Here is an 875-nt window from a genome sequence, read left to right on the forward strand (position 1 = left end):
TAACAGCCACTATGTTCTTCACGAGATTCAACAGGTATTAAACTTTGAAAAGGTATTTTTTACACCATCTGGGAATTAATGATATCGCCTGGAAAAAATGTAAGGCATTTTATTACAGAAAAACAGAAATCCAACTTCTACCTTAACTGAATCTCCTGCTTTAAGGTCTCTCCGTTTTTGACCTCAAACTTTGCATCGTTCCATTTTGGAGGCCCAAAATTTGCCGGTGCATTATTGGAAACCCCGTAATTTTCTTTTGGGAGGCCTATAAAATTGGTGTTCATTTCGCCATTTGCATCCTCATCATGAAAAAGGGAAATAGCATAAATACCGTCGGGAACATTACCAAACTCCACTACTACTTTTTCACCATTAATTTCTGATTTTCTACCTAGAAATTCTTCTTTTAAGAAAGAATCTTCAGTGTTATGGAGTGCAACAAGTACAAAGCCTTGATCAGATTTACAATTGGTAATTTCCACCTGAATTTTGTTTTGTGCGTTCAGGAAAGATGTTGCAAAAAAGAAAAAGATGAGCAACGGGAAGATTTTATTCATAACTTTCAAAATGAAATTAAAACTGAAGTTACAACAATAGTTCCAATTTTTTCAGCAGCTTACATATAGCGAAGAATAAAGTGCTATTGCAACAGGCCAATAGTAACTCCAGATGAAATATAAACGAACAACTATGAAAAGAATTTTTTACGTTTTGGCACTACTTTTAACCACATCTTCCACAGCAGCCCAAAGTTCTGAAAAAGACAATAAAGAACTGGTTAAACAGCTAATTATTGAGTCATTTGATGAACTATTTTCCAATCCGAATCCGGAAAAGCTGAGTGATTATTATACAGAAGATTTTTTGCTGCTGGA

At 34.6% G+C, this 875-nt stretch carries 1 protein-coding gene and 1 pseudogene; one reads left to right on the top strand and one right to left on the bottom strand.

Annotation, left to right across the window (positions count from 1 at the left end):
• Nucleotides 1-137 precede the first annotated feature (137 nt).
• Nucleotides 138-557: a DUF2141 domain-containing protein gene (locus RM529_RS17570; protein ID WP_311486030.1), complete on the bottom strand. Its 420-nt coding sequence runs from the start codon at nt 555-557 to the stop codon at nt 138-140.
• A gap of 133 nt (nt 558-690) precedes the next feature.
• On the opposite strand from RM529_RS17570, the pseudogene RM529_RS17575 reads away from it, so the two are divergent.
• Nucleotides 691-875, top strand: a pseudogene (locus RM529_RS17575) (hypothetical protein); the annotation flags it as partial.

Origin of the sequence: Autumnicola edwardsiae (assembly GCF_031846505.1) — a bacterium.
Classification (GTDB): domain Bacteria; phylum Bacteroidota; class Bacteroidia; order Flavobacteriales; family Flavobacteriaceae; genus Autumnicola; species Autumnicola edwardsiae.